This is a genomic window from Nocardioides segetis (assembly GCF_051390595.1).
GTDB lineage: Bacteria > Actinomycetota > Actinomycetes > Propionibacteriales > Nocardioidaceae > Nocardioides.
Map to the genome: position 1 here is coordinate 105,725 of NZ_JBNINR010000013.1, position 25,947 is coordinate 131,671.

24 protein-coding genes and 1 tRNA gene are annotated in these 25,947 nt (G+C 73.3%); 17 read left to right on the forward strand and 8 right to left on the reverse strand.

Annotated features, from left to right (window positions below; genetic code table 11):
* Window positions 1–100 precede the first annotated feature (100 nt).
* From ACPZVR_RS19635 to ACPZVR_RS19665, 7 genes are all read left to right on the forward strand, one after another.
* Window positions 101–1,852 carry an FG-GAP repeat domain-containing protein gene (locus ACPZVR_RS19635; RefSeq protein ID WP_436701364.1) on the forward strand — a complete coding sequence of 584 codons (1,752 nt, stop codon included), beginning with the start codon at window positions 101–103 and terminating at the stop codon, window positions 1,850–1,852.
* Window positions 1,849–3,348, forward strand: coding sequence for a M81 family metallopeptidase (locus ACPZVR_RS19640; protein ID WP_436701365.1), 1,500 nt, complete (start codon window positions 1,849–1,851; stop codon window positions 3,346–3,348). The genes ACPZVR_RS19635 and ACPZVR_RS19640 overlap by 4 nt, the downstream gene beginning before the upstream one ends.
* On the forward strand, window positions 3,341–3,799 hold the full coding sequence (locus tag ACPZVR_RS19645; RefSeq protein WP_436701366.1) for a RidA family protein: 459 nt from the start codon (window positions 3,341–3,343) through the stop codon (window positions 3,797–3,799). Before ACPZVR_RS19640 ends, ACPZVR_RS19645 begins: the two co-directional genes overlap by 8 nt.
* Window positions 3,800–4,100: 301 nt before the next feature.
* Complete coding sequence (locus tag ACPZVR_RS19650) at window positions 4,101–5,327, forward strand: aspartate aminotransferase family protein (RefSeq protein ID WP_436701367.1); 1,227 nt, start codon at window positions 4,101–4,103, stop codon at window positions 5,325–5,327.
* 2 nt (window positions 5,328–5,329) lie between these two features.
* The gene (locus tag ACPZVR_RS19655) at window positions 5,330–6,151 is read left to right on the forward strand and encodes a fumarylacetoacetate hydrolase family protein (RefSeq protein ID WP_436701368.1); all 822 of its coding nucleotides are present in this window, start codon (window positions 5,330–5,332) and stop codon (window positions 6,149–6,151) included.
* 111 nt (window positions 6,152–6,262) lie between these two features.
* On the forward strand, window positions 6,263–7,033 hold the full coding sequence (locus ACPZVR_RS19660; protein ID WP_436701369.1) for an IclR family transcriptional regulator: 771 nt from the start codon (window positions 6,263–6,265) through the stop codon (window positions 7,031–7,033).
* 57 nt (window positions 7,034–7,090) lie between these two features.
* On the forward strand, window positions 7,091–8,482 hold the full coding sequence (locus ACPZVR_RS19665; protein WP_436701370.1) for an FAD-binding oxidoreductase: 1,392 nt from the start codon (window positions 7,091–7,093) through the stop codon (window positions 8,480–8,482).
* 21 nt (window positions 8,483–8,503) lie between these two features.
* On the opposite strand, the gene ACPZVR_RS19670 is transcribed toward ACPZVR_RS19665, so the two are convergent.
* A complete protein-coding gene (locus tag ACPZVR_RS19670; RefSeq protein WP_436701371.1) occupies window positions 8,504–8,992 on the reverse strand; it encodes a hypothetical protein in 489 nt (162 codons plus the stop codon).
* 115 nt (window positions 8,993–9,107) lie between these two features.
* Here ACPZVR_RS19670 and ACPZVR_RS19675 point away from each other — a divergent pair, with 115 nt between their 5' ends.
* From ACPZVR_RS19675 to ACPZVR_RS19710, 8 genes are read left to right on the forward strand one after another with little or no spacing between them, the layout of a single operon-like run.
* A complete protein-coding gene (locus tag ACPZVR_RS19675) occupies window positions 9,108–9,824 on the forward strand; it encodes a response regulator transcription factor (RefSeq protein WP_436701372.1) in 717 nt (238 codons plus the stop codon).
* Window positions 9,824–11,260, forward strand: coding sequence for a sensor histidine kinase (locus ACPZVR_RS19680; protein ID WP_436701373.1), 1,437 nt, complete (start codon window positions 9,824–9,826; stop codon window positions 11,258–11,260). The genes ACPZVR_RS19675 and ACPZVR_RS19680 overlap by 1 nt, the downstream gene beginning before the upstream one ends.
* Window positions 11,261–11,305: 45 nt before the next feature.
* Window positions 11,306–12,505, forward strand: a complete 1,200-nt coding sequence (locus ACPZVR_RS19685; protein ID WP_436701374.1) for an efflux RND transporter periplasmic adaptor subunit — start codon at window positions 11,306–11,308, stop codon at window positions 12,503–12,505.
* The gene (locus ACPZVR_RS19690; protein WP_436701375.1) at window positions 12,502–13,203 is read left to right on the forward strand and encodes an ABC transporter ATP-binding protein; all 702 of its coding nucleotides are present in this window, start codon (window positions 12,502–12,504) and stop codon (window positions 13,201–13,203) included. The genes ACPZVR_RS19685 and ACPZVR_RS19690 overlap by 4 nt, the downstream gene beginning before the upstream one ends.
* A complete protein-coding gene (locus ACPZVR_RS19695; RefSeq protein ID WP_436701376.1) occupies window positions 13,200–14,426 on the forward strand; it encodes an ABC transporter permease in 1,227 nt (408 codons plus the stop codon). The genes ACPZVR_RS19690 and ACPZVR_RS19695 overlap by 4 nt, the downstream gene beginning before the upstream one ends.
* A gap of 29 nt (window positions 14,427–14,455) precedes the next feature.
* Window positions 14,456–15,286: a DUF5666 domain-containing protein gene (locus ACPZVR_RS19700; protein ID WP_436701377.1), complete on the forward strand. Its 831-nt coding sequence runs from the start codon at window positions 14,456–14,458 to the stop codon at window positions 15,284–15,286.
* Entirely contained in the window at window positions 15,283–17,028 is a 1,746-nt protein-coding gene (locus tag ACPZVR_RS19705) for an HlyD family efflux transporter periplasmic adaptor subunit (RefSeq protein ID WP_436701378.1), read from the forward strand. Before ACPZVR_RS19700 ends, ACPZVR_RS19705 begins: the two co-directional genes overlap by 4 nt.
* Window positions 17,029–17,086: 58 nt before the next feature.
* Entirely contained in the window at window positions 17,087–18,076 is a 990-nt protein-coding gene (locus ACPZVR_RS19710; protein WP_436701379.1) for a phosphotransferase, read from the forward strand.
* On the opposite strand, the gene ACPZVR_RS19715 is transcribed toward ACPZVR_RS19710, so the two are convergent.
* The 5 genes from ACPZVR_RS19715 to ACPZVR_RS19735 all read right to left on the reverse strand — a co-directional run bounded on the left by ACPZVR_RS19715 (window position 18,074) and on the right by ACPZVR_RS19735 (window position 20,781).
* Window positions 18,074–18,147: transfer RNA gene (locus tag ACPZVR_RS19715), tRNA-Ile, on the reverse strand. The two genes, ACPZVR_RS19710 and ACPZVR_RS19715, sit on opposite strands and share 3 nt — an antisense overlap.
* A gap of 106 nt (window positions 18,148–18,253) precedes the next feature.
* The gene (locus tag ACPZVR_RS19720; protein WP_436701380.1) at window positions 18,254–18,784 is read right to left on the reverse strand and encodes a hypothetical protein; all 531 of its coding nucleotides are present in this window, start codon (window positions 18,782–18,784) and stop codon (window positions 18,254–18,256) included.
* A complete protein-coding gene (locus ACPZVR_RS19725; RefSeq protein ID WP_436701381.1) occupies window positions 18,781–19,536 on the reverse strand; it encodes a PIG-L deacetylase family protein in 756 nt (251 codons plus the stop codon). Before ACPZVR_RS19725 ends, ACPZVR_RS19720 begins: the two co-directional genes overlap by 4 nt.
* Before the next feature lie 12 nt (window positions 19,537–19,548).
* Window positions 19,549–20,001, reverse strand: coding sequence for a hypothetical protein (locus ACPZVR_RS19730; RefSeq protein ID WP_436701382.1), 453 nt, complete (start codon window positions 19,999–20,001; stop codon window positions 19,549–19,551).
* A 33-nt stretch (window positions 20,002–20,034) separates the two neighbouring features.
* Entirely contained in the window at window positions 20,035–20,781 is a 747-nt protein-coding gene (locus ACPZVR_RS19735) for a DUF72 domain-containing protein (RefSeq protein ID WP_436701383.1), read from the reverse strand.
* A 75-nt stretch (window positions 20,782–20,856) separates the two neighbouring features.
* Here ACPZVR_RS19735 and ACPZVR_RS19740 point away from each other — a divergent pair, with 75 nt between their 5' ends.
* Window positions 20,857–21,906, forward strand: a complete 1,050-nt coding sequence (locus ACPZVR_RS19740) for a DNA adenine methylase (protein ID WP_436701384.1) — start codon at window positions 20,857–20,859, stop codon at window positions 21,904–21,906.
* Here ACPZVR_RS19740 and ACPZVR_RS19745 read toward each other — a convergent pair.
* Window positions 21,903–22,814, reverse strand: a complete 912-nt coding sequence (locus ACPZVR_RS19745) for a protein kinase family protein (protein ID WP_436701385.1) — start codon at window positions 22,812–22,814, stop codon at window positions 21,903–21,905. The two genes, ACPZVR_RS19740 and ACPZVR_RS19745, sit on opposite strands and share 4 nt — an antisense overlap.
* 10 nt (window positions 22,815–22,824) lie before the next feature.
* Complete coding sequence (locus ACPZVR_RS19750; RefSeq protein WP_436701386.1) at window positions 22,825–24,138, reverse strand: serine/threonine-protein kinase; 1,314 nt, start codon at window positions 24,136–24,138, stop codon at window positions 22,825–22,827.
* Window positions 24,139–24,253: 115 nt separating this feature from the next.
* On the opposite strand from ACPZVR_RS19750, the gene tyrS reads away from it, so the two are divergent.
* Window positions 24,254–25,525 carry a tyrosine--tRNA ligase gene (gene tyrS, locus ACPZVR_RS19755; RefSeq protein WP_436701387.1) on the forward strand — a complete coding sequence of 424 codons (1,272 nt, stop codon included), beginning with the start codon at window positions 24,254–24,256 and terminating at the stop codon, window positions 25,523–25,525.
* The last annotated feature ends 422 nt before the right edge of the window (window positions 25,526–25,947 follow it).

Genomic DNA, 25,947 nt, shown 5'->3' on the forward strand with positions numbered 1-25,947 from the left:
GCCCACCGCCCCGATCGCGCGCGCAGGCCCGCGGTCCTGAGGACCGCGATCACCCAAGTCGACTCAGTCAATCAAGCAACTGCCAAATGAAAGGGAAGTCATGTCAGCAAGACGAACCGCCGGCCGCATCCTCGGCCCGGCCCTGTGCTTGGGGTTGGCCGCGACGGCCGTCCCCACCGCCGTCGCCGAGGTCGATGACCCCGCGGCCGCGCCGACGGAGGCCGTCCTGGTCGACCAGACACGGGAGAAGGGCCTGTGGGAGCCCCTGCTGGGCATGTTCGCCCACACCGCCGCGTCGGCGGACGTGAACGGCGACGGCTACCTCGACCTCTACGTCGGGGGCTTCTACCAGCAGATGCCCTGGGACAAGTTCTTCAGGTTCGGCACCCGCGGTGCCACCGAGATCTCGCCCGACCGGCTGCTGTTGGGTGGGCCGGACGGCTTCACCCCCGACGACACCTTCCCCGAGCTGCGCGACGGCAACTCCAGCGGCAGCTCGTTCGCGGACTTCGACGGGGACGGCGACCTGGACCTCCTGGTGAGCCAGTACTACCCCTACGAGTACGTGAACAACGTGCCGCCGCCGACCAACGGGCAGAGCGTCGTCGTCCTGGAGAACGTCGGCGGCAGCTTCGCCGAGCCGCGCCGGGTCGCGCCCGAGATCGGCGCCCGCACGGTCGCCGTGGCCGACTACGACGCCGACGGCAACCTCGACTTCTTCGTGGTCGAGGACATCTACTACCAGCCCCAGCTCGGCCCGTCGTCCAGTCGGCTCTACCTCGGCAACGGCGACCTCACCTTCGACGAGGCCACCGCCGAGTCCGGCCTGCCCGCCAACATCAGCGGACTCGGCGCGTCCGCGACGGACCTGAACGGCGACCACGCACCGGACCTGCTGGTCAGCGGGACGCTGCGCAAGCAGTCCGACCCCGCCGGGGCCGGCACCTACGGCCGGGCACGGCTGTTCGTCAACGACGGCTCCGGGAGCTTCACGGAGGCCGACGCGAGCATGTTCGCCATGCGCACCGGCGGCTGGAACGACGAGTCGGCCGGGATGGCCGTCGCCGACCTCAACCGCGACGGGCGGTCGGACGTGGTCATCGGCGCCCACCCCTATCCCGGGCTGACCACGGTGTGGCCGCAGCCGATCCACATCTACCTCAACGAGGGCAACGACGCCGACGGCAACCCCCGCTTCCGCGACGTGACCGCCGAGACCGGCATCGGGGCGATCGACAGCAAGTCCGCGCACATCACGCTGGCCGACACCGACCAGGACGGCTGGTTGGACATCGTCTCCGGCGTCTCCGTCAAGGACGGCACCACGCCTGCGGTGTTCAAGCACCTGGGCCTCTCCGACGGCGTACCGCAGTTCGCCACGCCTGCCGGACTGGGCTCCGAGCGGGTGCCCACGCCCGAGATCAGCCAGTGGGAGAACGCCAAGATCCCGCGCTACTGGCCGACCGGCGTGAACGGCGACTTCGACCGCGACGGCGACGTCGACGCGTTCATGGCGGAGTGGTTCCCGGAGCTGCCCTCGCGCTACTTCGACAACCGCACCGAGCGCAACGGCAACTGGCTGACCGTGAAGCTGCCCACGACCGACCTCGCCCCCGGCACGACGGTGCGGATCTACGACCGTCCGGGCAACCGGCCCAAGGCCCGCGACCTCGTCTACAGCCGCGAGTTCACGCCCAACGAGAGCTACGGCGGCGGCGTCCCGTACGAGCTGTACGCCGGGGTCGGTGACGCCCGAGTGGTGGCGGTCGAGCTGATCGCCCCGCACACCGGTGAGCGCACGCTGCTCAAGGCGGTCCGCACCAACCGTGAGGTGACGGTGACGCTGCCGTGACCCCCACCGTCACCCTCGCCGTCCTCGGACTGGGGCACGAGACCAACACCTTCTCCTCACAGAAGGCCGACCTGGCGCTCTACCAGGACGGCGGCCTGCATCGCGGAGCGGAGCTGGTCGCCCACCACGGGGACGCTCAGACGACCTTCGCCGGGTTCCTGGAGCCCGACGGACTCGAGACATCGGTCCGGCTGGTGCCGCTCCTCAGCGCCTGGGTCAACCCGCGGGGCCCGATCACGGCGGAGGCGTTCGACGCGATCGTGGGCGAGATGGTGACGATGCTCGCCGAGCAGGGCCCCTTCGACGGGGTCCTGCTCGGCCTGCACGGCGCGGCCGTCGCCGACGGCTGCGCCGACGCGGACGCCGAGATCACCCGGAGGGTCCGCGAGGTCGTCGGCGGCGACGTGCCCGTGGGCGCGGTCGTCGACATGCACGCCAACCTGTCCCAGGCGATGGTCTCGAAGCTCGACGTCTTGTTGCCGTACCAGACCAATCCGCACGTGGACGCCCGTGGACGTGGCCGGGAGTGCCGCGACCTCGTGCTGGAGATCGTCCGGTCCGGGCGGCGTCCCGGCCTGGTCCTGGAGCGGCTGCCGCTCGTCGTCGGCATCACCAGCCAGGACACCGCCCACGGGCCGATGGCGGACCTGCTGGCGATCGCCGCCGACCTGGAGGCCGAGGACGGCGTCCTCGACTGCAGCCTCGTCGAGGGCTTCCCCTACGCCGACGTGCCCCAGATGGGGATGTCCGTGGTCGCGTGCCATCGGGACGGGCCGGACGCGGCGCGCGACGTCGCCCGCCGCCTGGCCCGCGAGGTGTGGCGTCGGCGCGAGGACCTGCGCGGAGACGGCGTCGCCATCGACACCGCGATCGACAAGATCCTCGCGCATCGCGACGAGCGGCCGATGCTGGTGCTCGACGTCGGCGACAACGTCGGCGGGGGAGGCCCGGGCGACTCCACGGTGCTGCTCGCCGAGCTGGTACGACGCGAGGTCGGCGAGGTGGCCGTGGTGATCCACGACCCGGTGGCCGTGGCCGCGCTCGCCGCCGCCGCGGTGGGCGAGCAGGTCGACGTCGAGGTCGGCGGGCGCAGCAGCGAGCAGGAGGGCAGCCCGGTGGCGCTGCGGGCCCACCTGGTCGGGCGCTCCGACGGCCGCTACCAGGAGCCGCGGATGGCGCACGGCGGGCTGCGGTACTTCGACGCCGGCGCGATGGTCGCGCTCCGCGACCACAGCGGCGTCCTGGTCGTGCTGACCTCGAAGCTCGTGCAGCCGATCACGCCCGCGCAGCTGACCGCGGTCGGCCTGGACCCGTCGCGACTGCGCGCCGTCGTCGCCAAGGGCGTCAACGGCCCACGGGCCGGCTACGCACCCGTCTGCGGCGAGGTGCTGGTCGTCGACACGCCCGGGATCACCCGCCTGTCCGTCCACGAGTTCACCTACTCCCACCGCACCCGACCCATGTACCCCTACGAGCCGGAGGCCAGCTATGTCTGAGGCGTCCCTTCCCTCCCGACCGGGAGCCAGCACCACCATCACGACCACCGCCGAGCGTGCCAACGGAGCGGTCAACATCGGGGAGGGGCCGGTGCCCCACCTGTATCCCCCCGCCGTCCGCGCCGGAGACTTCGTCTTCGTCTCCGGGCATGCCTGCGTCGACGAGGAAGGGGCCTACGACCCCCGGCCGTTCGCGGAGGAGATGACCTTCGCGATGGGCAAGGTCGCGCACGCCCTGGCCCTGGCCGGCTCGGGGATGGACGACGTCGTCCAGGTGCGCGCCTACCTCGGGGATCCGCGCCACAAGGACGAGTACAACGCGCTCTTCCCGACCTTCTTCAGCCGCCCCGGCGCGGCCCGAACGACGATCCAGCACTGCCTGGGCGAGATCAAGTTCGAGGTGGACGTCGTCGCGTACTCGCCGCGACGCCGACCCCCGGAACCGATCTAGTGGCACGTCCGGAAAGTTCTGATGCGCTTCGCGCACCCACAGCACGCACCTCGCGGCGTTGCCGACGCTTGCGAGACGACCCGGTATGGCTGCGCGCCGGCGCCTTGCGATCCACGCACCGTGAGCACGCCAACCGTTCCACAACTTCCCGGACGCACCACTAGCCCGCGTGCCACCGCCCACCTACCCAAGGAACAGAAGGACTGAGATGCCGATCACCTCATGGCCCGCCTCGGCCGAGGCATGGGAACGAACCAAGCGTTCAGTGGGGGGAGGTGTATCCACCGGGCTCCGCGCACAGATGAAGCCGCACCCCCTCTTCTTCCGCGGGGGAGCCGGCGCCCGGCTGACCGATCTCGACGGCCACGACTACCTCGACTACGTGCTCGGCTGGGGCCCGGTGATCCTGGGGCACGGCCACCCGGGCCTGACCGAGGCGGTTGCCCGGCAGATCCCGCGGGGGGCGTCCTACGGGGCGGGCCACCTGCTCGAGCCGGAGGTGGCCGAGCAGGTCCTGGCCCGGATCCCGGGGGCGGAGCGGCTGCTGTGGACCAACACCGGCTCCGAGGCCGCCCAGGTCGCGCTGCGGTTGGCGCGGGCGGCCACGGGCCGTCGTCGCTATGTGCGGTTCGCCGGGCACTACCACGGCTGGTCCGACCCGTTCCTGGTCGGCTACCGGCCCGGGGCCGACGGCGAGCTCGGTCTGGGCAGCCTCGGCCAGCCCGCCGGCGTCCTGGACGACGTGGTGATCGTGCCGTGGGGCGATCTGGAGTCCGTGCGCAGGGTGCTGACCGATCCCGACAACGACTGCGCGGCGGTCTTCTGCGAGCCGGTGCTCTGCAACTCCGGGGTGCTGGAGCCGCCTCCGGGCTTCCTGGCCGGCCTGCGCCGGCTGTGCGACCAGAGCGGCACGGTGCTGGTCTTCGACGAGGTGATCACCGGCTTCCGGATCGACTCCGGGGGCGCGGTGAGCCGGTACGGCGTACAGCCGGATCTGATCACGCTCGCCAAGGCGATCGCCGGCGGCTACCCGCTGGCCGCCGTCGCGGGCTCGGCCGACCTGATCGACCAGACCCAGCGCGGCGTCGTGCACGCCGGCACCTACAACGGCAACCCGGTGGTGCTGGCCGCTGCCGGCGCCACCATCGAGGCGCTGTCCGCCCCGGGCGTCTACGAGACGTTCGAGCGGCTCGGCGAGCGGCTCGCCGACGGCCTGCGCTCCGCTTTCGCCGAGCAGGGCCTGGCCGCGTCCGTGCGTCAGGTGGGGCCGGTCCTCCAGTGCTCTCCCGGCGTGAGCGAAGCGGACACCTTCGACGGCTTCCTGGCGACGGACCAGGGGTTCTACGACCGGCTGACCGTGCAGCTCCTGGGGCGGGGGATCTTCGTGCTGCCCGGCGGCCGGTGGTACCTGTCGACCGCCCACACCGAGGCAGACATCGACCAGACCCTGGCGGCGTTCGGTGAGGCGCTGGCGTCGACGGTCGCCCAGCAGCCGGCGGAGCTGGCCGGATCCAGGAAGGGGGCCTAGGCATGCGCATCACCGCGATCGAGGTCGACGGCGCCCGGAGGTACGCGGCCGTGGACGGCGAGGCGCTGCGTCTGCTGGGAACGAAGGAGGCGCCCGCCCCCGACCTGGTGTCGGCCGCGTCCGCCACTCCCGGCGACGTGCTGTCGGGGAGCGGCCGGCGTCTGGTTCCGGTGACGCCGGGGAAGATCGTCGCGGTCGGGTTGAACTACCTCGACCACGTCCGGGAGACCGGCATGGCTCTGCCGACCGAGCCCCTGCTGTTCGCCAAGTTCCCCTCGTCGGTGATCGGCGACGGTGACCGGATCCGATTCGACCCCGGTCTGACGACGCGGGTCGACTGGGAGGTGGAGCTCGGCGTGGTGATCGGGCGCACGGCCCGCGACGTGAGCGAGGAGGTGGCGCTCTCCCACGTGCTCGGCTACACCGTCGTCAACGACGTCTCGGCGCGGGACCTGCAGTTCGCCGACGGTCAGTGGACCCGCGGCAAGAACCTGGACACCTTCTGCCCGGTGGGCTCGGAGGTGGTGACGGCCGACGAGGTGCCGGACCCGCAGCGGCTGCGGATGGGGACCGACGTCAACGGGGAGCGGGTTCAGGACTCCTCGACCGCGGAGATGGTCTTCTCCGTCGCCCGCATCGTCGCGCACTGCTCCCGTGCCTTCACCCTCGAGCCGGGCGACCTGATCCTGACCGGCACGCCCTGGGGCTGCGGAGAGTTCATGACCCCGCAGCGGTCGCTGCGCCACGGTGACCGGGTGACCGTCTGGGTGGAGGGGATCGGGGCCGTGACGAACACGGTCGACGCCGCGCCGCGCGTGGGGTGAGTCGCGGACCGTCCGGTCCCCGCGGGTCGCGAGGCTGAGCCCGCCCGTTTCAGCAGGCGGAAATGACGTACCATTCACGAGGGAGGTCAACGAGTGAAGGACGTGGCGACGATGAGCGGTGACTCCGACAACGGGACGGCGACCTACCCCATCCGGGCGGTGGACCGGGTCTGCGACATCCTCGACACGCTGGCGAACAGCAAGGACGGCGTCTCCCTGTCCGATCTCGCCGAGGCGACCGGGATGCCGAAGAGCTCGACGTTCCGCTATCTGACCGCGTTGGAGGCCCGGCACTACGTCGAACGCTGCGACGACGGCGCCAGCTATCGCCTCGGACTGGCCTTCCGGCCGCAGGACACGCGAGGGCTGGAGAAGCTCGCCGAGCTGGCGAAGCCCGCGTTGGACCGGCTGCGCGACCAGTTGGGGGAGACCGCCAATCTCGGTGTCCTCGACGGGGGATCGGTGGTGCACACCGTCGTCTCCGAGTCGCCCCACATGATGCGGCTGGCCGCCCGGGTGGGCGAGCGCGGTGCCGTGCACTCCACGGCGCTGGGCAAGGCGATGTGCGCGGGCCTGCCCGAGGAGCAGGTGCGCGCCATCTTGCAGATGGCGGGGATGCCCGCGGCCACGGAGACGACCATCACCGACCCGGACCGCTACCTCGAGGAGCTGGCACGGACCCGCGAGCTCGGCTACGGCGTCGACGAGGGCGAGAACCAGGCGTCGGGCCGGTGCGTCGCGGTGGCGATCGAGGGCCTGTCCTTCCCCGCCGGCGTCAGCATCAGCGCACCCACCGACCGGCTCCCGGTCGACCGGATCCCCGAGGTGGCTCGCAGCCTGAAGAAGGTGGCCCGGGCACTGAGCAGCCAGATGCGGTCCTAGGACCGCCCCCTGGCCGACCGGGCGCCCGGAGCGCGCGTCCGCACGAGGAGGAGGAAGATGTCCGTGTCCAGCGATCTCGTCGGCCGGGCCCCCGACCTGTCGGAGCTGGTCGACTCCCTGGGCGAGGGCCAGGTGATCGTCGATCCCGACCGGATGGCGAGCTATCGATGGGACCGCGCCCACGACCTGGACGCGGGGGTCCCGCTCGTGGTCGTGCGCGCGGAGTCCACGGACGACGTCCAGCGCGCCGTCCGGTTCGCGGCCGCGCACGGGATCGCCATCGTCCCGCGCGGAGCAGGTTCCGGCCTCTCCGGCGGCGCGTCGGCCGTCGACGGCTGCATGGTCGTCTCCACCGAGCGGATGCGCGACATCGAGGTCGATCCGCAGACGTCCACCGCGACGGTGGGGCCCGGCCTGTTCAACGCGGAGGTCAAGGCGGCCGCCGCCGAGCACGGGCTCTGGTACCCGCCGGATCCGGCGTCCTACGAGTTCTGCAGCATCGGCGGGAACGTCGCGACGAACGCGGGCGGCCTGTGCTGCGTCAAGTACGGCGTCACGACCGACTACGTCCTCGGCCTCACCGTGGTGCTCGCGGACGGCACGGCGGTCGAGCTCGGCGGGCCGCGCCTCAAGGATGTCGCGGGGCTGTCGCTGACGAAGCTGTTCGTCGGCAGCGAGGGCACCCTCGGCATCATCACGCGGATCGTGCTGCGACTCGTCCCGGCGCAGCGCGCGCCGTCCACGGTCGTCGCGACCTTCCGCTCGCTCGATGCCGCGACCGACACGGTCCTGGACATCACGCGCGCGATGCGCCCCTCGATGCTCGAGCTCATGGACACCACCTCGATCAACGCCGTGGAGGACGTCGCGCGGATGGGTCTCGATCGCTCCGCCGCCGCGATGCTCGTAATCCAGTCCGACGAGCCGGGCTCCCACGCGGCCGAGGAGATCGCGCGGATCGAGGAGATCTGTGCCGCGCACGCCGCGGACGAGGTCTACGCGACCGACGATCCCGAGGCGGGCGAGATGTTCGTGGCCGCGCGCCGCATGGCGGTCCCGGCCATCGAGCAGCTGGGCTCCCTCCTGCTCGAGGACGTCGGCGTGCCGGTGCCGCGGCTGGGCGAGCTGGTGCGGGGGATCGACCGGATCAGGACCGAGCGGGACGTGCTCGTCGCCGTCATCGCCCACGCCGGTGACGGGAACGCCCATCCCCTGATCGTGTTCGACCCCGCCGACGCCGACGAGGTCGCACGCGCGCAGCTCGCGTACGGCGACATCATGGACCTCGCCATGGCGCTCGGCGGCACGATCACCGGCGAGCACGGGGTCGGCAGGCTCAAGAGGCCCTGGCTCGGCTCCTACCTCGGCCCGGAGGCCCTCGAGCTCAACCGGAGGGTCAAGAGCGCTCTGGACCCGGCCGGGATCCTCAACCCCGGGGCCCTGCTGTAGCAGCGTTCCGCCGACCGGACCTCAACTGCTGGCGCCGCCCTCCGAGGAGCCGTCGGGCAGCTCGTCGTCCTGCTGGGGTGCGGTGCCGGGCGGCAGCTGGCCCATGCCGGGCGGCGGGCCGTCCTGGCCGCCGCGCCCGCCCCAGCCGGGGAAGCCGCCCTGGCCGGGACCGCCCATCCGCTCCTGCCGGAAGCCCGGGCCGTCGTGGTCGTCTCCCGCCGCCAGGGCCGTCGCGGCCCCCGCTCCGGCACCGAGCACCAGGCCGGCGAGAGCGACGGCGAGCGTGGCCCGGAAGCTGAAGACCCGGTCCCGCCAGCGGCTCCTTGCGACCGGGGCGCCCGGGGCGCCCGGGGCGACGGCCGCGGGGGGAGCGGTGGGCGGCGCCGGCGGAGGACCTGCCGGCGGGGTCGCGGTCGCGGCGACGGCCGCGGGATCGGGCACGGCGTCGGGAGCGGGCTCGGGAGTGGGGCTGGGAGTGTGCTCGGGTGCGGGGTCGTCGCGCTGGGTCATGACCCCACCGTGGTCCCGCTGTCTGTGCTGACCCTGTGACCGGGCCGTGAAGAGCCGCAGGATCCGCACAAGCGATCCACAGGATCCGCACAGGTTCCTGGCACAGTCTGATGCCATGAGCCAGACCGCGACCCGCCCCGACGGCACTCCGCTGCGCGCCGTGGTCGTCGACGACGAGGTCAACATCGCGGAGCTGGTCGCCATGGCACTGCGCTACGAGGGCTGGATCGTGCAGACCGCCCACACAGGCGGCGACGCGGTGGCGGCGGTGCGGGGCCACGGCCCCGATGTCGTGGTCCTCGACATGATGCTGCCGGACCAGGACGGCATGGAGGTGCTGCGCCGGATCCGCGCCGACGACCCCACGGTGCCGGTGCTCTTCCTCACCGCCCGCGACGCGGTCGAGGACCGGGTGGCCGGCCTGACGGCTGGTGGCGACGACTATGTGACCAAGCCGTTCTCCCTCGAGGAGCTCGTCGCCCGCCTCAGGGCGCTGGTACGCCGCGCCGGCACGGCCGTCGAGCAGAGCCGGTCCTCGCTCGTGGTCGGTGACCTGGTGCTCGACGAGGACAGCCGGGAGGTCACCCGGGCCGGCGAGGAGATCAGCCTGACCGCGACGGAGTTCGAGCTGCTGCGCTACCTCATGCGCAACCCGCGCCGGGTCCTGAGCAAGGCACAGATCCTCGACCGGGTCTGGAACTACGACTTCGGCGGCCAGGCCAATGTCGTCGAGCTCTACATCTCCTACCTGCGCAAGAAGGTCGATGCCGGCCGCGCGCCGATGATCCACACCATGCGCGGAGCCGGCTATGTGCTGAAGCCGGCGGGCTGATGAAGGACCTGGTCCCGCGCTCGCTCACCTCGCGGCTGGTCGTCACGGCCGTGGCCCTGGTCGCGGTGGTGTCGCTGCTCGTCGGCACCGCGACGGCCCTGGGGATGCGTGCGTGGCTGATGGACCGGCTCGACGGCGACGTCCGCGCCGCCCTCGTGCGCGGCAGCGGGCCGGGCCCCCAGCTCACGACGGTCCCGGCCTTCCCCGGCGTGCCCGCGGGGGAGCGACGGATCATCGGCCAGCTGGGCCTGCTGACCGCGTCCCTGAGCGCCACCGACGGCGAGGGCATCGTCTTCCCCGACACCGCGCGCGGCGACGTCGCCGTGCTCGACGAGCGTGCGCTGGACGCGCTCCGCGAGCTCGGTGACGGAGCCGAGACGGTCGACGTCCCCGGCTACGGCAGCTATCGCGTGATGGCGCGTGGCGAGGGTGAGGTGACCGTGGTGGCCGGCCTGCCCACCAAGGACGTCGACGACGCCACGATGTCGCTCGTCCGCTGGGAGCTCGCACTCGCCCTGCTCGGCATCGTCGCGGCGGCACTCGCCGGCACCGCCGTCGTACGCCGCCAGCTGCGCCCGCTCACCGAGGTCGCCGCCACCGCCCACGCCGTCGCCGGCCTGCCGCTCGACGAGGGAGAGATCGCCATCACCGAGCGGGTCCCCGAGCACCTCACGGATCCCCGGAGCGAGGCCGGTCAGGTCGGCCTGGCCCTCAACCGCCTGCTCGCCCACGTCGAGTCGTCGCTGTCGGCGCGTCACCGCAGCGAGCAGCAGGTCCGCCAGTTCGTCGCCGACGCCTCCCACGAGCTGCGCACGCCGTTGACGACGATCTCCGGGTACACCGAGCTCGCCCGCCGCCGTGGCGACGCCGAGACCTCGGAGGTCGCCCTGGCGAAGGTCGAGGAGGAGGCCGGTCGGATGACCGCGCTCGTGGAGGACCTCCTCCTGCTGGCCCGGATCGACGCCGGCCGGCCGCTCGCCGCCGAGCCGGTCGACCTGACCCGTCTCCTGCTTGAAGCCGTCGACGACGCACGGGTGGTCGGGCCGGGCCACCGGTGGCGGATCGTGCTGCCGGCAGACGGCGAGCCGATCGAGGTCACCGGCGACGAGCACCGCCTCCACCAGGTCGTGACCAACCTGCTGGCCAACGCCCGCAAGTACACGCCGGCCGGCACGACCGTCACCGTCACCGCGCGTGCCGACGGCTTCGACGTGCACGACGACGGCCCGGGCTTCCCGGCCGAGCTGGTCGACACCGCCTTCGAGCGCTTCACCCGCGGTGACACCTCCCGCCACCGCTCGGACGGTGGCGTGGGCCTCGGCCTGGCGCTCGTGCAGGCGATCGTCAGCGCTCATGCCGGATCGGTGACCCTGCACAGCGTCCCGGGCGACACCCGGATCAGGGTCAGGCTCGGCGCTCTCACAGCGCGGTCATAGCCTCGGCCGAGGCATCGCACAGCCCGCGCCGCCAGGGTCGGGCCCGTGAAACACACGCTCCTGCGCCGCATCCGCGGCACCCGCCGACCGCCGCGGCTCGTCCTCGGGCTGGCGGCCCTCGTCGTGATCGCTGCGGTCACCGGTGGCTGGCTGCTCCTCCGGCGCGACGAACCCGCGGCGGCCGCCACCACCACGGCCACCGTGACGACCCAGACCCTCAAGCAGACCGTCACCGCCAGCGGCACGGTCGAGGCGGAGAACACGGCGGAGCTGTCGTTCGACGTCAGCGGCACCGTCACCGACGTGTTCGTCGAGCCGGGCGAGAAGGTCACCGAGGGACAGCGGCTCGCCGCCATCGACGACGAGGTCCTCCGGGCCGAGCTCGACGCCGCGCGGAGTGCGTTGGACGCCGCGGAGGCCGCCCGCTCCGAGCACCTCGCGGACGGCGCCTCCGACGAACAGGCCAGCGCCGACCGGGCCGCGGTGCTGGCTGCCGAGTCGAGCCTGGCCCAGGCGGAGGAGGCCGTCGCGGACGCCGTCCTCCGTGCGACGACCGCCGGAACCGTGACCACCGTGGGGATCGCCGTCGGGGACAGCGCCGGATCGTCCGGCACGCCCTCCGGCTCCTCGTCCGACGCCGCCACCGCCGACGGGACCATCACCGTGGTGTCGACCGGCGACTACGTCGTCGAGGCGACGGTGGCCAGCGGCGACATCGCCGAGGTCGCGAAGGGACTGCAGACCGAGATCACCGTGAGCGGGATCGACGAGACCGTCTACGGCACGGTGGCCGACGTCGGTCTCGTCGCCGAGGCGGACTCCTCCGGCGCGGCGGTCTTCCCGGTCACCATCGAGGTCACCGGGGAGCGCGACGACCTCTATACCGGGACGTCGGCCGACATCGCGATCGTCGTCAGCCAGCGCACCGACGTGCTCACCGTCGACAGCCGCGCGATCCGGACCGACGGCGACACGACCTACGTCGAGAAGATCACCGACGACACGACCGGCGCCACCCAGCGCGTCGAGATCACCACCGGCGAGACGTCGGGGCTGGCGACCGAGGTGCTGTCCGGCCTGACCGCGGGCGACGTGGTCGAGATCCCGGTGTTCACCGCTCCGGGCGGATCCGGGGGATCCGGCAACGTGCCGCAGGAGTTCCGGCGCCAGCTCGGGGAGGGCGGTGTGGTCCCCGAGGGATTCGCCCCGCCCCAGATCTTCCGCGAGGGCGGGGGAGCCCGGTGACCCCGATCATCGAGCTCGAGGGCGTGCGCAAGACGTACCGCTCCGGCAGCCTGGAGTTCGAGGCGCTGCGCGGGGTCGACATCCGCATCGGCGAGGGCGAGTACGTCGCCGTGATCGGCCCCTCCGGTTCGGGCAAGTCGACGCTGATGAACCTGCTCGGCTGCTTGGATCTGCCGACCGAGGGCCGCTACGAGCTGGCGGGGGAGGACACGTCGAGCCTCGACGAGTCCGCCCTGGCGGCGATCCGCAACCGTCGGATCGGGTTCGTCTTCCAGCAGTTCCACCTGCTGTCCTCGATGACCGCCTGGCGCAACGTCGAGCTGCCCCTGGTGTACGCCGGGGTGCCGCGCCCCGAGCGGCGGGCGCGGGCGCTCGCCGCACTCGAGCGGGTCGGGCTGGGCGACCGCGTCGACCACCGGCCGGGTGAGCTCTCCGGCGGGCAGCAGCAGCGGGTCGCGGTGGCGCGGGCACTGGTCACCGAGCCCGCGCTCCTCCTCGCCGACGAGCCGACCGGCAACCTCGACTCCCGGTCGACGAGCGACGTGCTCGACCTCTTCGACGCCCTGCACGCCAGCGGTCGCACGATCGTGCTGATCACCCACGAGTCCGACGTCGCGGCCCGCGCCGGGCGCAACCTGGTCATCGACGACGGCCTGATCACGCTCGACCGCGCCGTTGCGACGGGGGCGACGCGGTGAGCTGGTGGGAGACCGTCCGCTCCGGACTGGCCGCGATCCGGGCACACCGGCTGCGCTCCGCGCTCACCGTCCTCGGCATCGTCATCGGCATCTCCTCGGTCATCTTGACGGTCGGCCTGGGCCAGGGCGCCCAGCGCGAGGTCGCCGACCGCATCGACGCGCTCGGCTCGAACCTGCTGATCGTGTCGCCGGGCAGCAGCACCGACAGCTCCGGCGTCCGCGGGGGGTTCGGCTCGGCCTCGACCCTCACCCACGCCGACGCGACGGCGATCGCCGACCGTGACGTCGTCCCCGATGCCGCCGGTGTCGCCCCGGCCACCACGAGCTCCGTCTCGCTCGTCAACGGCGCCACCAACTGGACCACCTCGTTGGTCGGTACGACGACCGACTGGCTCGCCGTGCGCAGCCGCGAGCTCTCCGCGGGGCGCTTCTTCACCGCCGCCGAGGCCGCTCGGGGTGCGGCGGTCGCGGTGCTCGGTCCCGACACGGCCGCGGAGCTGTTCGGCCGGCAGAGTCCGGTCGGTCGCCAGGTGACCGTCAACGGGACCCGGGTCACGGTGGTCGGGGTCCTCGCCTCCTCCGGCGCCTCGGCGTCGGGCAGCAGCGAGGACGACCAGGCGGTCGTCCCTGTCGGCACGGCGAGCCGGTTGACGGGCAGCACGGGCGACACGGTCTCGACGATCTACGTCGAGGCGGCGAGCGAGGACCGGCTCTCCGCGGCGTACCAGGAGGTCCAGGCGCTGCTGGCCAACCGGCACGGCGTCACGACGGCCGACGCCGACTTCTCCATCGCCACGCAGGACTCACTGGTCGAGACGGCCAACGAGACGAACCGGACGTTCACGGTGCTGCTCGGCGGGGTCGCGGCCATCTCCCTGCTGGTCGGCGGCATCGGCGTCATGAACATCATGCTGGTCTCGGTCACCGAGCGGATCCGCGAGATCGGGCTGCGCAAGGCGCTCGGCGCCGCCCCGCGCGTCATCCGTCGCCAGTTCCTCGTCGAGGCGTCGCTGCTCGGCCTGACCGGCGGGGTGATCGGCGTCCTGACCGGCATCGTCGGCGCCCAGGTGCTGCCGCGCTTCATCGACCAACCGGTCGCCCTGTCCGCGCTCGCGACGCTCGCCGCGTTGGCCACCTCCTTGGCGCTCGGCGTCGGCTTCGGGGTCTACCCGGCCGGTCGGGCAGCCCGCCTCACGCCGATCGATGCCCTCCGCAGTGAATGACCACCCCCACCACCGAGCCAGGAGCAACCGTGACCCTCTCTTCCCTCCGTCCCCTCGCCGCCGGCGCCGTCCTCGCCGCCCTCGCCGCGCTGCTCGCCGGCTGCGGCGACGACGCCCCGAGCGCCGCGACCTCCGGCGACGACAGCCGGCCGGCGCTCGACGCGGCCGGCGGTCCGACCGGCGCCCGCGGCGGCATGCCGGGCACCTTCGGTGAGATCGCCGCCGTCGACGGCGACGTCCTCCAGGTCCAGAACCGGATGACGGGGCAGGTCGCCGTCACCGTCACCGGCGACACGACCGTCACCGCCCAGGTCGCGGCCACCGAGGCCGACGTAGCCACGGGGATGTGCGTCATGGTGCGCGGTGCTTCCGCCGATGCGTCAGACACGGCTGCCGACGACGCCGACGAGACGCCGACGGAGAGGCGGGCGGAGCTGCTCACCGAGGTCGCCGCCGCGTCCGTCGCGGTGTCGCCCGCGGCCGACGGCGACTGCACCGGCGGTGCCGGCGGCGGACCCGCACGTGGCCCCGCGCGGACGGACGGTCGGCCCACCGACCTGCCGACCGACCTCCCCAGCGACCGGCTCGGTGGCATGCCGGGAGGCGTCCGGGCCGGGTTCGGCTTCGCCGGTCGAGTCTCCTCGGTGACCGAGGGCGGGTTCGTGGTCGACGGGCCGCAGGGCTCGATCACCGTCACCGTCGGTGCGGACACGACCTACACGAAGCAGGCACCGGCCGAGGTCGGCGACCTGACGGTCGGCCGGTGTGTCCGCGTCGAGGGCGAGGCCGACGACACCGGAGCCGTCACCGCCGTCTCCGTGCAGGTCAGTGACCGGGTGAACGACGAGTGCGGGCTGTGATCCGGCCCCGCCTCCGCTCCCGGCGGATCGCCGTCGCACTCGCGGTCCTCGCCCTGGGCGGGACCGGCGTGGCGGCGTACGGCGCGGCGTCCGACGGCGGCCTCCGCTACCGCACGGTGGCCGCGGTGCGCGGTGAGGTGGCCGAGGAGCTCTCGGTCGCGGGCACGATCGCCCGCGACGGCACCTCGGAGCCGACCTTCGGGACGAGCGGCAGAGTCGGCCGGGTGCGGGTCGAGCAGGGCGACGAGGTGCGGCAGGGCGAGGTGCTCGCCGTGCTCGACCGGGCGGCGCTGCGCGCCGCGGTGGACCGGGCGCGATCAGAGGTCGCGACCGCCCGGGCGCGGCTGGCCGAGGACCGCGCGGCACAGACCGCCGCGGTCGCCTCGGCCACCGACGAGCCGTCGAGCTCGACCGCCGCAGGTGCCGGAGACCCCGACGGCAAGACCGGCGACGGGGCCGGTGACAGCGGCGCCCCGACCGGCGCGGACGCGGGTGCCGCGGTGCTCACCCAGCTGACGGCGCAGCAGGACGCGGTCGTGGCCGCCCAGTCCACGGCGAGCGCCGCACTGGCCACGGCCACGGACCGGCTCACCGCGCAGCAGCAGGCCTGCGCCGACCCGGTCCCGTCCGATCCGGAGCCGTCCGACCCCGAGCCGTCCGACCCCGAGTCGACACCGGACGCGGCCGCCCGCCCCGGCGCCACCGAGGCCGTGCTCGGCGAGGCCTGCGCGGACGCGCTGGCCGCCGTCCAGACGGCCCAGGTCGACGCCGCCTCCGCGCAGGGCGCGCTGCAGCAGGCGCTGGAGACCCTCACCTCCACCCTCGCCGCCGCCCTGACCGATGTCGCGACCGACGGCCCGACGGACGGCTCGGGCGGCGCCGCCCCGAACTCCGGCGGCACGCCCGGCACCACCTCCGACCCGACGCCCGGCGGCTCCACGGGCCAGCCGGGCGGCGCGGCCCGATCCGAGGAGCGGACCGTGACCGCCGCGACCCTCGCCCAGGACCAGGCCGCCGTCGACCAGGCCGTCGCCGCCCTGGCCTCCGCCCGTGCCGAGCTCCGGGGCGCCGTCGTCCGCGCGCCGGCGGACGGCACGGTGGTCGCCCTCGCCGTGAGCGTCGACGACCGGGTCGCGACCGGAGACGTCGTGGCGACCGTCGCCGCCCCGGGACTGACCACCGTCGCGGTCGAGGTCAGCGCCGCCCAGGCGGCGGAGCTCGCGACCGGCACGGCCGCCGAGGTCATTCCGGCGGGTGCGGGCGAGCCCCTCGCCGGCACGGTCGGCCGGATCGAGCACACCGCGACCAGTACCTCGGACGAGTCCTCGTCCGGCGGCGACCCGACGTACACCGTCGAGGTCCTGCTCGACGAGCGCGATCTCGCCCTGCCCGAGGGCATGCCGGCGACCGTCACGATCGTCGTCGCGACCGCCGAGGACGTCGTCGTGGTTCCCGCCTCCGCGGTCACCGACGGATCCGTCGCCGTCGTCGACGCTCAGGGACGGGCCCGCCGAGCGCCGGTCACGACGGGCCTGGTCGGGGCGACCACGGTCGAGGTGACGGACGGTGTGGACGTGGGCGACGAGGTCGTCCTGGCCGATCTCGACGCGGCCCTGCCGACGGGTGATGCTCCGCAGGGACCGGGCGGTCTCAGCGGTGGGATCGGCGGCGGCTTCGGCGGTGGGCTCGGCGGCGACGGCGTTCGGATCGGCCCGCCACCCGGCGTCACCATCCGCCGCTGACCGGTCTCCCGGCGAAACCGGGTGGCGCCGTCGGCCTCCGCGGGGCGACCCTGCTGGGGTGAGCACGAGCACCTGGACGAGCGCGGTGTGGGCGACGGAGGAGTTCCGCGCCGAGCTGTGCGCGTTCCTGAACGCCGCGGTCGGCGTCCCCGACCGGGTCGAGGCGGTCGCGGTGCGACCCTGGTCGGCACTGTGGCGCGTCCGGGCGGGCGGGCGGTCGTCGTACGCCAAGCAGAACTGTCCGGGCCAGGCCCACGAGGCGCGGCTGATGGCGCGCGTCGCCCGGCGCGCACCGGACCACGTCGTGCCGGTCGTCGCCGCCGACCCGGACCGCGACCTCCTGCTGACCGCCGACCTCGGGCCGACCGTCCACGACCGCGGGGGAGCGGCCGATCCCGCGACCTGGACCCGGATCGCCGCCGACGCCGCCGACCTCCAGCGTCGGCTCGTCACGGAGGTCGACGACCTGCACCTCACCGTGCTCGCACCCGCCGACGCCACGACGTACGTCGCCGACGCGGTCGGTCGCCTCGCCGCCCTCGCGCCGGACGATCCCCGCCGACTCGCTCCCGAGGTCGCCGTCCTGCTCGAGGCCCTCCTCCCCACGGTGGAGCGCTGGTCGGACCAGGTCGAGGACCTCGGGCTTCCCCTGACCCTGCTCCACAACGACCTGCACGCGGAGAACGTCGTGGTCGCCGCGGACGGCGGCCTGCGCTTCTTCGACTTCGGCGACGCCGTCGTCGGCGACCCGCTCGCCGGCCTCTACGTCCCCCTCGCCGTCGCCCAGGAGAGCCTCGGCCTGCCCTCCGGCGACCCCGGGCTGTGGCGGATCGCCGACGCGGCCCTCGAGGTCTGGTCCGATCTCGCCGCCCCGGCCGACCTGCGCGCCGCCCTGCCGGCCGCGCTCCAGCTGGGCCGCCTGGCCCGGGTCGAGTCCTGGCGGCGCTGTGTCGCCACGATGACGGAGGAGGAGCGGGCGGAGTACGGCTCCGCGCCCGCCGTCCGCCTCGCCTCGCTGCTCGACCCGCCGCCGCTGACGCCTGCGTAGGGCGGGTGGGGCTCGAACCCACGACCCAAGGATTATGAGTCCTCTGCTCTGACCGACTGAGCTACCGCCCCGAGGGAGCCCACCCTAGTGCGGGCGCCCACGGCACCGGCGCCCTGTCCCGACGTCGCGTCGCGGACCCGGGACCCACCCCTGGTGGGGGCGCCCACGCCTGCGTGCTCACACCTGCGCGCTCCAGCTGCGCGGGTGCCCGGTGTGGACGACCGACCAGACGCCGGTGTCGAGGTCGACCAGCACGCGGAGCGACCGATCCGCGGTGCCGCGCCCGGCAGCCTCGCAGTCGGACCAGTCGCACACATGCGTGAGGACGGCGTCGCCACCGTCCGGCAGCGTGACCAGCAGCCGCAGCTCGCCCTCGGTCGATGGCGTGTCCCGAGGGATCTGGCTCCAGCTGATCGCTCGTGCGGGCACCTCGACGCCCGAGCGAGCAAGGGCCTGCGTCGCGGCGAGCTTGCGCCGCGCGGCCGCGGGCAGCCTCACTCCCAGCACCAGGCAGCCGACGATCGGCACCAGCAGCACGAGCAGCAGGAACACCCCGGGGACCGGCTGGTCGCCGAGGATCAGCCCGACCGGGATCGCGAGCAGCACCAGGGCGAGTCCGAGGACCACGGGCGCCATGCGGCGGTCGTGTCGCGCCAGGGCGGGGGTCTGCCACGGGATCTCGGTGTCCGGCAGCGAAGGACGGCTCACTCTCCCCAGCCCATGGGGAACACCTCGAACGGCGCGGCGAAGGCGACACCCAGGCGCGAGCCGGCCGCCCGGGACATGCCCTCCAGGAACTCCCGCGGGTCCCAGTGCTCCCAGCCCAGCCCGTCGATGTAGGCCGCGTGCGCCTTCAGCGACGCGACACCGGCGTCGAAGGTGTCGGTCGTGTCGACCGCGTGCGTCGCCTCGGGGGAGCCGAACGCCCACACCTCCCGGACGCCGCCCCAGGGCTCGAGACCGTCCGGCCCGTCGCCGAGCTGGTCGGCGAAGACCCATCGGTTCCCCGCGTCCCGTACGGCGTCCACGACCGCCCGGCCGACCGCGATGTGGTCGGCCTGGTTGAGGTTCCGTCCGCCCCACGTGTCGCGGAAGTTGCCGGTGATGACGACATCGGGCCGGTGCCGACGGACCTCGGCGGCGATCACGCCCCGCAGCGCGACGCCGTACTCCAGCACGCCGTCGGGCTGCCGGAGGAAGTCCACGACGTCGACCCCGACGATCTCGGCCGAGCGGACCTGCTCCGCCTCGCGGACCTCGCGGCACGCGTCCGGAGCGAGACCGTCGATGCCGGCCTCACCGCTGGTGACCATGCAGTAGACGACCTGCTTGCCCTGCCCGGTCCAGCGGGCGACCGCGGCGGCGGCGCCGAACTCCATGTCGTCGGGATGCGCCACGACGCACAGGGCGCGCTGCCAGTCCTCGTCGAGCGGCTGGAGCGGTGCGGGATTCTCGGCCATGCACCGAGCATGTCAGGCCAGGGCGCCGAGGGCCACGAGCAGCGTGCCGGCGACCAGGACCAGGAAGGTCAGCCCGTGCAGGACGATGGCCGCGCGGGGGATCTGCTTCTCGGCCACCCGGATCTCCGCCGGGTCTCCCGGGTCGAGCACGCCCTGGCGGGGCGAGGGGCGATCGACGGTCGGGGGGCCGGTGACGGTCCGCAGCGCCATCAGCGCGCCACCGCTCGCCGTGAGGAGCAGCAGGACGAAGGTGGTCCACGCGAATCCGGTCGCGTCGCCGGCCAGGTACGCCAGCCAGCAGGCGAAGGTGACGATCGCGGCGACCGGATGGATGAACGCGACCAGATCGGGGATCCGCGTGGCCCGGGCGTTGCTGCCGCGCTGTCCGGCACCGAGCACGAAGCTGTACATATAGCCGCCGACGAGCAGCTGCACGACGAACATGCCGGTCACCAGGATGGCCATGCCGGGAGCGGTACCCGGGCGGGCCGGCGGCACTCAGTCCGGCGGCACCCGGGAGGCGGAGAGTCGCTCGATGAGCGCCACGGCGTCGTGCGGCGCGCGTCCCCGCGCGTCGTTGTCGAAGTAGACGTAGACGTCGGCCCGCTCCGCCCATTGCCGGCACTTGTCCGCCCACCGGTCGAGCGAGCGCGGCGCATAGCCGCTCGCGTACAGCTCGGTGTGGCCGTGCAGCCGCACGTAGACGACGTCGCTGGTCGTCACCTCCGCCATCGGCCAGCGTCCCGGGGAGTCGGAGACCACACAGCCCACCCGGTGGCGGCGCAGCTGCTCGAACGCCTCGTCGACGCAGAAGCTGCGGTGCCGGAACTCCAGGACGTGGCGTGCCGAGGCCGGCAGGAGGGAGAGGAAGTCGTCCATCAGCGCGGGGTCGTAGGCCAGCGAGGCGGGCAGCTGCCACAGGACCGGCCCCAGCTTCGGGCCGAGCTCCTCGAGCCCCGAGCCGAAGAACCGGGCCAGTCCCTGCTCGACGTCCCGCAGCCGCTTGAGGTGGGTGACGAACCGGCTGCCCTTGACCGCCAGGACGAAGTCGTCGGGAGTCAGGTCGCGCCACCTGCGGTACGTCGACGGCCGCTGCAGGGCGTAGAACGAGCCGTTCACCTCGACCGACGTCAGCCGCTCGGCGAGATAGGGCAGCTCGAGGCGCTGCGCCAGCCCCCGCGGGTAGAAGTCGCCCCGCCACGACGCGTACGACCAGCCGGAGGTGCCGACCCGGATGTGACCCATCCACGGCCGGTACCCCGCTGCGCGGACCCTAGATGGTGGAGGCACGGGGAGCCGACGGGACTCTAGGCTGCGTGCGTGATCAAGTACCTCGGCTCGAAGCGCACGCTCGTGCCCGTGCTGGGGGAGCTGGCGGTCGCGACCGGTGCCCGCACGGCGGTGGACCTGTTCACCGGTACGACGCGGGTCGCGCAGGAGCTGAAGCGGCAGGGGATGCACGTGACCGCGGCCGACCTGGCGTCGTACTCGGCCGTCCTGAGCGACTGCTTCGTCGCCACCGATGCCGGCGAGATCGACGAGGCCGCGCTCGATGCCGAGCTGGCCCGGCTCGCTGCCCTGCCCGGCGAGCGCGGCTACGTGACGGCCACCTTCTGCGAGCAGGCGCGCTTCTTCCAGCCGCGCAACGGCCGCCGCATCGACGCGATCCGGGAGGCGATCGAGCGTGACCACCCGCCGGGCAGCCCGCTGCGTCCGCTCCTGCTGACGAGCCTGTTGCTCGCGGCAGACCGCGTCGACTCGACGACGGGCGTGCAGATGGCCTACCTCAAGCAGTGGGCGCCCCGCTCGAACGCGGACCTCGACCTGCGCCGGCCGGCGCTGCTGGCGGGCCCCGGGCGGACCGTCCAGGGAGACGCCACGACGGTGGTCGACGACCTCGACGCGGTCGACCTCGCCTACGTCGACCCGCCCTACAACCAGCATCGGTACTTCGCGAACTACCACATCTGGGAGACCCTGATCCGCTGGGACGCTCCCGAGCACTACGGCATCGCCTGCAAGCGCGTGGACGTCCGGGAGCGGCGCAGCGTGTTCAACAACCGCCGCGCCATGCCGGCGGCACTCGCCGACCTCCTCGGCCGTCTGCGCGCCGAGGTCGTGCTGGTGTCCTACAACGACGAGTCCTGGGTCAGTCCCGAGGAGATGACCCGCTGGCTGCACGACGCGGGCCACGGCAGTGTCGAGGTCCTCGCCTTCGATCGCAAGAGGTACGTCGGCGCGCAGATCGGCATCCACAACGCCGCGGGCGTGCGGGTGGGTCAGGTCGGGCGGCTGCGCAACGTCGAGTACGTCTTCGTCGCGGGACCCCGGGACCGGGTCGAGGCGGCGGTCCGGACGCAGGACCGCTAGTCGGCCGTCGCGTCGGCGATGAGCAGCCGCTCGCCGTCCTGGACGAGGAAGAGCGTGATGTCCTCGGTGCGCGAGCCGCCGCCGGCGAGCCGGTAGGTGTAGGTGTAGCTGACGGACATCGCCGCCGGATCCGCGCTGACCGACAGCACGCGCGGGTCGCGGATCGAGGACCACACCTCCCGGTAGCGCGGGCTGCGCTGCCGGTAGGCCTCGGTCAGCCAGGTGAATCCGCGTGCCGGGTCGCCGCTGGCGGTGGCGACGTAGTCGCGGGCGAAGCTCTCCAGCTCGGCGGCGGTCGGGGGCGTCGGGGCCTCGGACGGCTCCGCGGTCGTCGGGTCCGGCTCCGGCTCGGTGCTGGCGACACGCGGGCTCGCGGGGCGGGGGGCCGACTCGTCGTCCCCACCGGTGAACAGCAGCGCGGCGCCGACGACGCCGAGCACGACCAGCACGGCCGCGCCGGAGAGCACCAGCCCGCCGACGGCCCGGGCACGACGCTCCGAGGACGGCGCGACCCGGGCCCGGAGGTAGGCGGCCACGTCGGCGGCGGACGGGCGGTCGGTGGGCTCGGGTCGGAGCCCGAGCTCGATGAGCGGCGCCAGCCATCCGGTCTCGCGCGGCACGACCGGCTGCGCGTCCCGGGTCGCGGGGGCGCGGCCCGTCGTGGCGTGCAGCAGCACGGCCGCTAGCGACCAGACGTCGTCGACCCCCTCGGGCGCGGTGTAGGCGGGATCGGGTGCGACCCGGGTGCGGTCGACCAGCAGGGCTCGGCCGCCGGCGTCGATCTCGATCGCCGCGGGCGAGATCGCGCCGTGCCGTCCGGAGTCGGCATGCACCGACGCGACCGACTCGGCCACCGGCAGCAGCAGCCGGGCCGCGTCGTCCGGTGACAGCACGCCGTACCCGCTCATTGCGAGCAGGCTACCCAGCGGCGGCGTCGTCGATGAGGAGCTTTCCGGACTGGTCCACGAGGCGCAGGGTGACCCACTCCGTCCGCCGGCCCTGCCCGCGGAGCACGTAGGAGTAGCGGTAGGTCACCGTCATCGTCGCAGGGTCCGCTGTGAGCTGGAGGATCTGCGGGTTCCGGACCCGGCCCCAGAACCCGTCGTACTCAGGACTACGCGCCTGGTAGGCCGGCGTCAGCATCGCGAAGCCGGCGGCCGCGTCGGTCGCGGCCGTGGTGACATAGGTGCGGGCGAACTCCTCGAGCTCGTCGCTCGTCCACGTGGCGGGCGCTGAGGTGGGGTCGGACGGCGGGCCGGCCGGGGCGGTCGTCTCCCGCGCGGCGGAGGGGCCGCCGTCCCCGGCCGGTCGCAGCACCAGCACGGCGACGACGAGCAGCACCAGGACGACGACCGCCGCGGCCGCCGCGACGAACGCGGTCGTGCGCCGCGTGCGAGGGACGGCCGGCAGCGCCATCGTCCGTTCCGCGGCGACGGCCGTCCGGGCGAGGACGTCGCGCACCTCCGCCATCGTCGGTCGGGCTTCGGGGTCCTTCGCCATCGTCCGGGACAGCAGTGGTGCCAGCCGCCCCGCCTCGGCCACCACCGGAGGGTCCTCGTGCGCGATCCGGTAGACGACCGCGAGCGGGCCGTTGTCCAGGTCGTCGTGGTGATAGGGCGGGCGGCCGGTCAGCAGGTGCACCAGCGTGGCCCCGAGGGACCACACGTCGCTCGCCGGCGTCGCCTGGCCGCCGGTGGCGACCTCGGGCGCCAGGTAGGCGGGGGAGCCGGTGACCAGCCCCGTCTGGGTGAGCGTCGCGTCGTCGGCGCCGCGGGCGATGCCGAAGTCGGTGAGCTTCGCGCCCTCCGCGCCGGCGAGGATGTTCGAGGGCTTGACGTCGCGATGGACGATCCCGAGGGCGTGCGCCTGGGCCAGGGCGTCGGCCACGGGCGCCAGCAGCCGCGCCGCGTCGTCGGGGGAGAGCGGCGCCTCCCGTACGACGGCCGACAGGGACCGGCCCTCGACGTACTCCATGACGAGCCAGGTGCCGCCGGCCTCGGTCACGAGGTCGTGGACGGCGACGACGCTGGGGTGTGCGAGCCGTGCCGCGAGCCGGGCCTCGCGTTCGGCCCGGACCGCCTCCGCGCCCGCGGGTCCGGCGGGACCGAGCCGCTTGAGCGCGACCTGACGGCCGAGGACCTCGTCGTGCGCCGACCAGACCGCTCCGCTGGCGCCGCGGCCGATCTCGCGCCGGAGCGTGTATCGCCCCGCTACCCGTTGGTTGGTGGTCATCGTCCTCGCAACGTACCCGCGTCCGCCGCGGAGAGCCCAGTGGGCCGTCCCGCCGCGGATGGGGCACCCTAGGTGCGGGAACCGTCCCATCTCACCGCACGACGAAAGGATCGACGTGTCCGTCGACACCACGCTTCTGGACGACCTCGAGTGGCGCGGCCTGCTGGCCGAGTCCACCGACCGCGAGGCGCTGCGCGCAGCGCTCGGCGAGGGCAGCGTCCGGTTCTATGTGGGCTTCGACCCGACGGCGCCGAGCCTTCACATGGGCCACCTTGTGCAGGTGCTTACCGCGCGCCGCCTCCAGCTGGCCGGCCATCAGCCGCACGCCCTCGTCGGTGGCGCCACGGGGATGATCGGCGACCCCCGCGACTCGGGGGAGCGGACGCTGAACTCCCTCGACACGGTGCGGGACTGGACCGCACGGGTGCGTGCCCAGATCGAGCCCTTCCTCTCGTTCGAGGGTCCCAACGCCGCGCGGATGGTCAACAACTACGACTGGACGAGCGGCCTGTCTGCGATCGACTTCCTCCGCGACGTCGGCAAGCACTTCCCGGTCAACCGGATGCTCGCCCGCGACGTCGTCGCGCGGCGTCTCGAGCAGGGCATCAGCTACACCGAGTTCAGCTACGTGCTGCTGCAGTCCTTCGACTTCCTGACGCTCTACCGCGATCTCGGGGTCACGCTGCAGTTCGGCGGCTCGGACCAGTGGGGCAACCTGACCGCCGGCGTCGAGCTGATCCGCCGGGCCGAGAGCGGCAAGGCGCACGCGTTCGCGACGCCGCTGCTCACCAAGAGCGACGGCACGAAGTACGGCAAGACCGAGGGCGGTGCGCTCTGGCTCGACCCCGAGATGATGGCGCCGTACGCCTTCCACCAGTTCTGGCTCAACGTCGAGGACGAGAAGGTGGGCGAGCTGCTGCGGGTGTTCACCTTCCTGCCGCGTGAGCAGATCGAGGGGCTCGAGGCCCGCCACGCGGAGAAGCCCTTCCTCCGTGAGGCGCAGAAGGTGCTCGCCGACGAGGTCACGACGCTGGTGCACGGCGCGGAGGAGACCGCGAACGCGAAGGCGGCCGCCGAGGCGCTCTTCGGCGGTGGCGACGTCTCCGGGCTCTCGGCGGCCACCTTGGAGGCCGCGCTGAGCGAGGCCGGCACGGTCGAGATCGACGGCTCCGCCGGCATCCCGGACGTGGTCGAGCTGCTGACCCTCGCGGGTCTGGCCAAGTCCAAGGGCGAGGCCCGCCGCACGGTGGCCGAGGGCGGCGCCTACGTCAACAACGTCCGGGTCGACGATCCCGAGCACGTGCCCGCGACCGCGGACCTGATCGCCTCCTCGTGGCTGGTGCTGCGGCGCGGCAAGAAGCGGTTCGCGGGCGTGCGCGTTCGCTGAGCGAGTCCCTCGGGGGCGGCCTCCGCGAGGCCGCCCCCGAGCGCATCCGGGGCCCTTCCCGGGAACGCGGACGGCCCCGGCGAGCCCCTGTGGCTCGGGTCACGTCGTTTCGATTTGTGCTTCCGCGGGGGAGTGCGTAATGTTCTCTCTGTCGCCGGGTGCGGCGGAGAACAACACGGCGGTCAGCCGGAGGGGTTCTCGGCCCCGCGACCACAAGTCTCGAACACCTGGTTCGGGCGTCGGTCAGAAAAGCAAGCCCTTGCGGGTTTGGCACAGACCGGGGTCAGGCTCTAAGGTTTCGGACTGCATCAGCGCGAGGACGAACCGGCAACGGGGAACCTCGCAGCGTGTGATGTTTGAGAACTCAACAGTGTGTCATGCATAGATTGTTGTGACGTTTGTGTGCATCTGATCCTTTTGTG

Coding starts and splice junctions, on each gene's coding strand:
- ACPZVR_RS19725 (WP_436701381.1), bottom strand. CDS start 19,536: ATGGCCGAGAATCCCGCACCGCTCCAGCCGCTCGACGAGGACTGGCAG.
- ACPZVR_RS19675 (WP_436701372.1), top strand. CDS start 9,108: ATGAGCCAGACCGCGACCCGCCCCGACGGCACTCCGCTGCGCGCCGTG.
- ACPZVR_RS19650 (WP_436701367.1), top strand. CDS start 4,101: ATGAAGCCGCACCCCCTCTTCTTCCGCGGGGGAGCCGGCGCCCGGCTG.
- ACPZVR_RS19645 (WP_436701366.1), top strand. CDS start 3,341: ATGTCTGAGGCGTCCCTTCCCTCCCGACCGGGAGCCAGCACCACCATC.
- ACPZVR_RS19665 (WP_436701370.1), top strand. CDS start 7,091: ATGTCCGTGTCCAGCGATCTCGTCGGCCGGGCCCCCGACCTGTCGGAG.
- ACPZVR_RS19680 (WP_436701373.1), top strand. CDS start 9,824: ATGAAGGACCTGGTCCCGCGCTCGCTCACCTCGCGGCTGGTCGTCACG.
- ACPZVR_RS19670 (WP_436701371.1), bottom strand. CDS start 8,992: ATGACCCAGCGCGACGACCCCGCACCCGAGCACACTCCCAGCCCCACT.
- ACPZVR_RS19750 (WP_436701386.1), bottom strand. CDS start 24,138: ATGACCACCAACCAACGGGTAGCGGGGCGATACACGCTCCGGCGCGAG.
- ACPZVR_RS19730 (WP_436701382.1), bottom strand. CDS start 20,001: ATGGCCATCCTGGTGACCGGCATGTTCGTCGTGCAGCTGCTCGTCGGC.
- ACPZVR_RS19660 (WP_436701369.1), top strand. CDS start 6,263: ATGAGCGGTGACTCCGACAACGGGACGGCGACCTACCCCATCCGGGCG.
- ACPZVR_RS19655 (WP_436701368.1), top strand. CDS start 5,330: ATGCGCATCACCGCGATCGAGGTCGACGGCGCCCGGAGGTACGCGGCC.
- ACPZVR_RS19635 (WP_436701364.1), top strand. CDS start 101: ATGTCAGCAAGACGAACCGCCGGCCGCATCCTCGGCCCGGCCCTGTGC.
- ACPZVR_RS19735 (WP_436701383.1), bottom strand. CDS start 20,781: ATGGGTCACATCCGGGTCGGCACCTCCGGCTGGTCGTACGCGTCGTGG.
- ACPZVR_RS19745 (WP_436701385.1), bottom strand. CDS start 22,814: ATGAGCGGGTACGGCGTGCTGTCACCGGACGACGCGGCCCGGCTGCTG.